Here is a 6,335-nt window from a genome sequence, read left to right as displayed (position 1 = left end):
GAATAAAAGATATACGCGTATTTATAGGCGAGGAGATAAGACGATATGGCAAATTGGCTTAATGGAAAAGTTGTCGAAGTTAATTATTGGACAGATGCATTAATGAGTCTAATTGTACACGCACCTATTGATAAGTTTACAGCTGGACAATATGCAAAATTAGCACTTGATATTGAAGGTGAGCGAGTACAGCGCGCTTACTCTTATGTTAACTCGCCAAATTCAACTGATCTTGAATTCTATTTAGTCACGGTTCCTGATGGTAAATTGAGTCCTAAATTAACAGCACTTAAGCCCGGTGATAATGTGCTAGTAACAGAACAAGCCAATGGTTTTTTTGTGTTAGAAGAAATTCCTGATACCAGAACACTGTGGATGCTCTCTACAGGAACGGGTATTGGCCCTTTTTTATCTATTTTACAATTAGGCCAAGATCTTGAGCGGTTTGAAAATATCGTACTGGTACATGCTGTTCGCTATGCCGATGATCTTAGTTATTTACCCTTAATGGAATCGCTTGTAGAACGTTATCAAGGCAAATTACGGATACAAACCGTGGTGAGCCGAGAAAATCATATTGGATCATTAACAGGACGAGTTCCCGCATTAATTGAAAGTCGTGCTCTTGAAAAAATGGTCGGTTTAGAAATAACACCTGAAGAAAGCCATGTTATGCTTTGTGGTAATCCACAAATGGTAAAAGATACGCAAGAGCTGTTAAAAGAACAACGAGCAATGCGTAAGCATTTTCGTCGAAAACCAGGGCATATTACCAGTGAACAGTATTGGTAATAAACTTGAGGTATTAAAAACCACAAAATTCACTGTCTATTTGAGCTAGAATCATAGAAACTAGATATAACGTAGTAATCAAAAATACTCGCAATGGGGGATGGATGACAAGAAAAGGTCAGCTTTTAAAGCAATATCTTACAATGATAGCCTTTGCGCTTTGTTTTTCCCCATTTGCCTTCGCTGCACCCATGTTGGTTGCACCAGAGCAGCCTGTAAAAGAAGGCATTACTTATCTTAAGCAGGATGCGCCCGTTTTTGAAACCACTATTCCTGAGATGAGAGCCACCTTTAATCAGCAAAATCCTGAGCTTTTTCTTAGTGAATACAAAATTATTACCAATAATGATATTACTATTCCATTAGTAAGAGCGGCGACGCGTATTACGCCTCATCTTTATTCATCTACAGTATTAGAACGTGGTAGTGAAAAAATTAAGAGTTTACAACTGACGCTCATCCACCGCCCTAATTTAGCAAAAGCTGACGTTGACGAGCAAGAAATTGCAAGACAATATCTTATCGCATTAGTGACTCAATTTGATAATTCGATTACGTCAGCACAAATAGATGAAGTGTTAGACCTATTTGCTTTTAAAGATGATACTCCTGTTTATATTAGCCATAATGTAGGGGCTATTCGCTATATTATTGCGCATGAAGGCGATCAATTAACTACGTTTGCTATAGAACCTGTTAAGCTTTCACTAAATGGCAATATCGATTCAGCTATTCCGTGATAAAAAACAAAGCTATTCTAATCAATGTTCTCTATACTGTTGCATATCAACAGAATTCATGTTTATCAGCAATTTAAATTTAAACCACTCAGTTGGAGGAAAAGTTATGCGCCATCCATTAGTTATGGGTAACTGGAAACTCAACGGCAGCATTCACATGGTACATGAGCTTATCGCTGCATTACGTAAAGAAGTCAGCGGTGTTGCAGGATGTGATGTTGCAATCGCACCACCTACTGTCTATCTAAGCCAAGCACGTCATGAAATTGGTGGTAGCCGTATTGCTCTTGGTGCTCAAGACACGGGTGTCAATCTCTCTGGTGCTTTCACTGGTGAAACTTCACCTGAAATGCTGAAAAACGTTGATGTTAAATACGTTATCATTGGTCACTCAGAGCGCCGTACTTACCATAAAGAATCTGATGAATTCATCGCACAAAAATTTGGCGTGTTAAAAGAATTAGGCTTAACACCTGTACTGTGTATTGGTGAAACTGAAGCAGAAAATGAAGCTGGTAAAACACAAGAAGTTTGTGCTCGTCAAATCGATGCAGTATTAAATGCACATGGTGCACAGGCATTCAAAGACGCAGTCATTGCTTATGAACCTATCTGGGCTATCGGTACTGGTAAATCAGCAACACCAGCACAAGCTCAAGCTGTACATAAATTTATTCGTGATCATATTGCGAAAAAAGACGCAGCCATCGCAGAACAAGTTATCATTCAGTATGGTGGTTCAGTTAACGATAAAAACGCAGCAGAACTGTTTAGCCAACCCGATATCGATGGTGCACTCGTCGGTGGCGCTTCACTAAAAGCCGATGCATTCGCTGTTATTGTTAAAGCTGCGGCAAAAGCGAAAGCTCAAAAATAATAGAACTCCATATTCATCATGATTTTTATCATTCATGAATAGACAAAATCACCTTATTCGATAAAAGATAAGGTGATTTTTTTATTTTAGCGATTATCGACGGCTAATTTCATCAAATATACCGCCTGATGCGAAATGCGTTTTTTGTGCTGATTGCCAACCCCCAAAAACGTCATCAACCGTGAATAATGTTAGTTTAGGAAAACGATCCTGATATTTTTCAGCTAGCGTTTGGTCTCTTGGTCGATAATAATTTTTAGCGGCTATCTCTTGCCCTTCTGGTGAATAAAGATATTTTAAATAAGCGGTCGCTACTTCTCGTGTACCCCGTTTATCCACCACCTTATCGACAACAGAAACGGTAGGTTCTGCTAAAATAGAGATTGAAGGTGTCACTATCTCAAATTTATCAGTGCCTAATTCATTGATTGCCAGTAAAGCTTCATTTTCCCATGCAATCAACACATCACCAATACCACGCTCAACAAACGTATTTGTTGCCCCTCTTGCGCCTGAGTCTAATACTTCAACATGCTGATAAAGTGCTTTAACGAACTCTTTCGCTTTTTCTTTATCTTGATTATTTGCGTTTAATGCATATCCCCAAGCTGCGAGATAATTCCATCTTGCACCACCTGATGTTTTAGGATTAGGGGTAATAATCGACACATCATCACGAATTAGAGAGTCCCAATCTTGAATGTGCTTAGGATTGCCTTTTCTCACTAGAAAAACGATTGTCGAAGTATAAGGAGCAGAATTATCAGGTAATCGAGTCAGCCACTGCTTATCAATCCTGCCTCTTTGGGCGATTGCATCAATATCATAGGCTAATGCGAGTGTAACCACATCTGCTTCAATGCCATTAATAACAGAAGTCGCTTGCTTACCAGAGCCACCATGAGATTGACGAATAGTGACTTTATCACCTGTTTTCTTCTCCCATTCTTGGCTAAATGCTTGATTATATTGTTGGTAAAGTTCACGAGTTGGATCATAAGAGACATTTAGCAACTGAATTTCTTTAGCCCATACAGCATGAGTAAAAACTAAGCCCAACACGATTGTTGGTAATATCTTCCACCGCTTTGACATAATCATCCCCTTCTTTTCTTATGTCAAAGTAGGCTGACAGAAAGAGTTATTACGATGAAATAATAAAAAACTGTTTAATATAGAAGATAGGAATATGCACGAGAATATACGGCTTACAGAGGGGAAATACTCAATAATAGATAAGAGAAATGAAATGTTTTCACTCGAGAAACCACTCTGACACTTAAAAAAGCATCAGAGCAGTCCACGAATAAGAAGATAATTCAGAAAAACTGCGTATTTTAAAACTGTATCACGTGACGGTTAATAGAGTTTTTTCGCTGTTTCATACCAGTCAGATTTAAAGACACGTTTCATATTCATAACCGCATCAATAATATCATGATGAACTAGTTGTTCATTTTGAATACCAACACAACGACCACCAAAACCTTCTAAAAGAAGTTGAACAGAATAAGCGCCCATGCGAGATGCTAAAATTCTGTCGTAAGCAACAGGAGAGCCACCACGTTGGATATGGCCTAATACTGTTGCACGTGTTTCATGTTTGGTTTCAACTTCAATAAAGCGCGCTAATTCATGAACATCACAAACATGTTCAGTAATCGCCACGATAGCATGGCGTTTACCACGCTCAATACCTGCTTTAATTTCAGCCAGTAATTCTTCTCTATCAAAATGCAATTCAGATTCAGGTAAAACAACAAATTCACAACCACCGGCAATAGCAGCAGAAAGTGTTAAATCACCACAATAGCGTCCCATGACTTCAACAATAGAGATACGTTTATGAGATGTTGAGGTATCACGTAAACGGTCAATCGCTTCAACCGCTGTTTCTAATGCAGTGAAATAACCAATAGTATAATCAGTACCTGCAACATCATTATCAATAGTGCCAGGTAAGCCAATGCATGGAAAACCTGCTTCTGTTAATTTTTTAGCACCAAGATAAGAACCATCACCGCCGATAACAACTAAAGCATCTAATTCATTTTGCTTCATATTGTCGATCGCGACAGCACGTACATTGTCTTCACGGAATTCAGGAAAACGAGCTGAGCCTAAGAATGTACCACCACGGTTTATCATGTCTGAAACACTAAAACGGTCGAGTTTTTTCATACGATTTTCATATAGGCCCATATAGCCATCAAAAATCCCATAAACCTCTAAACCTTCACTTAGTGCAGCACGAACAACACCACGAATAGCCGCATTCATACCTGGTGCATCACCACCACTTGTTAAAACGCCAATTCTTTTGATCCCATTGACCATGATTACCTCTGATTCTTATTCGATGTAATTATTGCAAAATTGTTGGACTCACTATTTTACCAACACCAATTTACCTGGTGCGATTTCCGCTATCATAATGGCTGAATTGATTCAACAATCCTATTGTACGCATATTTTTCACCAGTTCATTATTCTAGCCTATTTTTTTTCATAATCTTGATACGTATTAAGTTAATCGAGCACTTTGTATAAATAGTATACTAGTGTACATTCAAAATAGTCTTTTTAATAATGCGACATTTTTGTAGAGGTACTACACTACCTTTTGTGAGGTTTCTCAAAGAGGTGAGATGAGGCTATTTAATTAATAAATTTACTTGAATGACTAAGTAAGCTCTTTAGATATATAAAACAATATCAACCGAGAGACACAATAGCATCTAATTTAATAAATAGAACATTATTTGTATTAGCTATACATCGCTATAAAAAATAGAAGCTGTAGTTAGTGCTACCAATAGCGTTGATAATAAAAAGGAAATATATTATTACTCTCATTTTCAGAGAAAAATTTTAACTTATTACAAAAAGATTGTTAAAAATAAGTCTCTTTCGACAGAAACTAGAAATATGGAAAACAATAAACTTTGTTAATTACTTGTGGTAATATTAATATATGTTTTGCCAGCATTCGTAAACATGATAATATATTCATAACAATAATATATCTATACTTAACTTATGAAAAAGAAAAAATTCGCGACATTAAGAGCCTTAAATAGAAAACGAAATTATCTCATGAAAGATATTCGCTACTACTTAAGCTTATTTCGAGAAAAAATTTTATGGGATAAACAAAAAAAAACAACTATCGATTTTTCATCAGTTAAATCAATTTTGATTTTACGCAACGAAGGTAAAATCGGTGATGTCATTGTAGATACCTCTATAATTAAAATTTTATCACAACATAACTATGTTATAGATATGCTTGTCACATCAACTAATGATTCAATCTTAAAATATAATAAATACATAAGAAATATATATATATCGAATAAGATTACCCTTAATGATTTCATGAAGAAACGAACCCATAATGTTAGTGATGATATATTAAAACAACTTAAAGAAAATAATTATGATTTAATCATCGATCCATCCATGTTTAATGTGCCTATGCATCGATTAAAGCTTTTAAACCAAATTTCAGCCAAAAATGTTATAAGTTTTAATAAAAAAAGATGGTTAAAACATTACAGTTATTCTATTGATTTTGATTACAACTTATACCACATAAAAGAATCCTATAAGTTATTATTAAATGCATTTAATATAAAAAATACAGAAATAAATTATGATATTCAATATCCTGATAAGATAGATGAAGAAATAGAAACTTATTTAACTACACTCCCTAATGAGAATAAAACAGTCATACTCAATATTTTTGCTGGTAGTGATGAACGTTGCCTATCTGTAGCGCAAGCAAAAGAGATAGAGGAAAAATTAAGTTTATTATCTAACAAGGTAAATCTGATTATCTTAGATTATAAAAATGAAATTCCATCGAATACATTTAAAAATGCAAAAATATATAATCCAGCCACACTACAACATACCATCTC

At 35.7% G+C, this 6,335-nt stretch carries 6 protein-coding genes; 4 read left to right on the top strand and 2 right to left on the bottom strand.

The genetic code is table 11. The features are described from left to right. The first annotated feature begins 45 nt into the window (after positions 1-45). The 3 genes from fpr (at position 46) to tpiA (ending at position 2,409) form a co-directional block, all read left to right on the top strand. Positions 46-792, top strand: a complete 747-nt coding sequence (gene fpr / locus M983_RS08845; protein WP_066749713.1) for a ferredoxin--NADP(+) reductase — start codon at positions 46-48, stop codon at positions 790-792. 104 nt (positions 793-896) lie between these two features. Next, positions 897-1,532, top strand: coding sequence for a DUF1454 family protein (locus tag M983_RS08840; RefSeq protein WP_066749712.1), 636 nt, complete (start codon positions 897-899; stop codon positions 1,530-1,532). A gap of 106 nt (positions 1,533-1,638) precedes the next feature. Then, on the top strand, positions 1,639-2,409 hold the full coding sequence (tpiA, locus tag M983_RS08835; RefSeq protein WP_066749711.1) for a triose-phosphate isomerase: 771 nt from the start codon (positions 1,639-1,641) through the stop codon (positions 2,407-2,409). 93 nt (positions 2,410-2,502) lie between these two features. Here tpiA and M983_RS08830 read toward each other — a convergent pair whose 3' ends face one another. Together M983_RS08830 and pfkA are read right to left on the bottom strand one after the other, a co-directional pair. Beyond that, positions 2,503-3,504 carry a sulfate ABC transporter substrate-binding protein gene (locus M983_RS08830; protein WP_066749710.1) on the bottom strand — a complete coding sequence of 334 codons (1,002 nt, stop codon included), beginning with the start codon at positions 3,502-3,504 and terminating at the stop codon, positions 2,503-2,505. A gap of 264 nt (positions 3,505-3,768) precedes the next feature. Then, entirely contained in the window at positions 3,769-4,746 is a 978-nt protein-coding gene (gene pfkA / locus M983_RS08825; RefSeq protein ID WP_066749709.1) for a 6-phosphofructokinase, read from the bottom strand. Positions 4,747-5,505: 759 nt separating this feature from the next. Between pfkA and M983_RS08820 the strand changes: the two genes are divergently transcribed. Beyond that, the coding region (locus tag M983_RS08820) for a glycosyltransferase family 9 protein (RefSeq protein ID WP_066749708.1) at positions 5,506-6,335 on the top strand (830 nt) is incomplete at its 3' end.

Origin of the sequence: Proteus myxofaciens ATCC 19692, assembly GCF_001654855.1 — a bacterium.
GTDB lineage: Bacteria > Pseudomonadota > Gammaproteobacteria > Enterobacterales > Enterobacteriaceae > Proteus > Proteus myxofaciens.
Note: the sequence above shows the minus strand (reverse complement) of the source record. Positions and strands in the feature narration are given on the sequence as shown.